Source organism: Saccharomonospora iraqiensis subsp. paurometabolica YIM 90007 (assembly GCF_000231035.2).
Classification (GTDB): domain Bacteria; phylum Actinomycetota; class Actinomycetes; order Mycobacteriales; family Pseudonocardiaceae; genus Saccharomonospora; species Saccharomonospora paurometabolica.
In genome coordinates, this window is record NZ_KI912213.1 from 184657 (window position 1) to 186167 (window position 1511).

At 74.6% G+C, this 1511-nt stretch carries 2 protein-coding genes and 1 pseudogene; 2 read left to right on the top strand and 1 reads right to left on the bottom strand.

The genetic code is table 11. The features are described 5' to 3' along the window. Positions 1–789: ATP-dependent DNA helicase (locus SACPADRAFT_RS0205545; RefSeq protein ID WP_007027583.1), on the top strand; the 789-nt coding region annotated here is incomplete at its 5' end. 126 nt (positions 790–915) lie between these two features. After that, on the top strand, positions 916–1251 hold the full coding sequence (locus tag SACPADRAFT_RS0205550; RefSeq protein WP_007027584.1) for a hypothetical protein: 336 nt from the start codon (positions 916–918) through the stop codon (positions 1249–1251). A gap of 57 nt (positions 1252–1308) precedes the next feature. Here SACPADRAFT_RS0205550 and SACPADRAFT_RS32280 read toward each other — a convergent pair. Beyond that, positions 1309–1511, bottom strand: a pseudogene (locus SACPADRAFT_RS32280) (hypothetical protein); the annotation flags it as partial.

Below are 1511 nucleotides of genomic sequence, written 5' to 3' on the forward strand. Positions count from 1 at the left end.
CCCCCGGCCGCGGAAAGCCGGGCGGAGTCCGACGACCGGCCGGGACGGGAGGCGACCGGATCCGGATCCGGCACCGCCACCGACCGGCCCGCCCCGGCCGACGACGACGGCCCCCGCTGGCGCGGGCTGGACGTCGGCTCACCCTTCGACTACGGACGCAACGGCATCCTCTACGTCGCGCGGCACCTCCCCCCGCCGGGCCGGGACGGGATCGCCGAGACGACGCTCACCGAGATCGCCGAACTGGTCCGGGCGGCCGGCGGGCGCACGCTCGGCCTCTTCTCCTCCATGCGCGCCGCACAGCAGGCCACCGAGCAGCTACGGGACCGCCTGGAGCACCCGATCCTGTGCCAGGGAGAGGACTCGACCTCACTGCTGGTGAGCAAGTTCGCCGACGACCCGCGCACGTGCCTGTTCGGCACGTTGTCGCTGTGGCAGGGCGTGGACGTACCCGGGGACGCGCTGCAACTGGTGCTCGTGGACCGTCTGCCGTTCCCCCGGCCGGACGACCCGGTCGCCTCGGCCCGCCAACGGGCCGTCCAGGCACGGGGCGGCAACGGCTTCCTCACCGTCGCCGCCAGCCACGCCGCGCTGTTGCTGGCCCAGGGCGTCGGCCGGCTGCACCGGTCGGGCACCGACCGGGGGGTCGTCGCGGTGCTCGACCCACGGCTGGCCACGGCACGGTACGCGGGTTTCCTGCGGGCCTCGCTGCCCCCGTTGTGGCCGACCCACGATCCCGGAATCGTGCGGGACGCCCTGCGCAGGTTGGACTCGGCCGCCCCGTCCTGAGCCACCACCGGGACCGCGCCACGTCGGCCCGCCACGGGGATCGCCGCCGCCCCGTCCCGGGTGCGGTGGCGGTGGCGGCGACGGCGGCGATTACCGTGAACCGGACCCGACCCGAGGGAGAAGCAGTTGGCACCCGATTCATCCAGTGCCCAGTCCCGGTCCGTCAGTGTCGACGACTCCGGTGTCCGCCGTGTGCTGGCCGACGGCACCGAGGAGTCCGTCACGTGGTCGGATCTGTCCGCCGTCGTCGTCCGGGTGATCCCGGAGAGCCCGTGGCAGGAGGACGTGTTCCTGATGCTGGCGGGCTCGGACGGCACGGGCACCGCGGTGCCCAGCGGCGACCCGGCCGCCGACGCACTCATCGAACGGCTGCAGACCCTGCCGGGATTCGACCACGACACGTTCGTCGAGGCGATGACCACCGACGCCGACCAGGCCTACGTGGTCTGGCGGGCGAACTGAGCCGCGGCGGGTCCGTCCCCGTACCGGAATCTTCCGGTCGGCTCCGCCGAGTGCCCGTCAGGATCCGCCGTCGCGCGGGGTCCCGCTCCACCGCGCCAGCACGGTCACCGTGCCGGGGTCGACCTCGGTGAATCCCGCATCCCGCACGCCGACGAGCCCGTGCGTGCGCCAGGCACGTTCCGGGTCGTCGGCGACCTCCGCGGACCACCGCGCCCAGTCGTCGGCTCCGGCGGTCCGCACCGCGCAGCGGTACCCCCGCG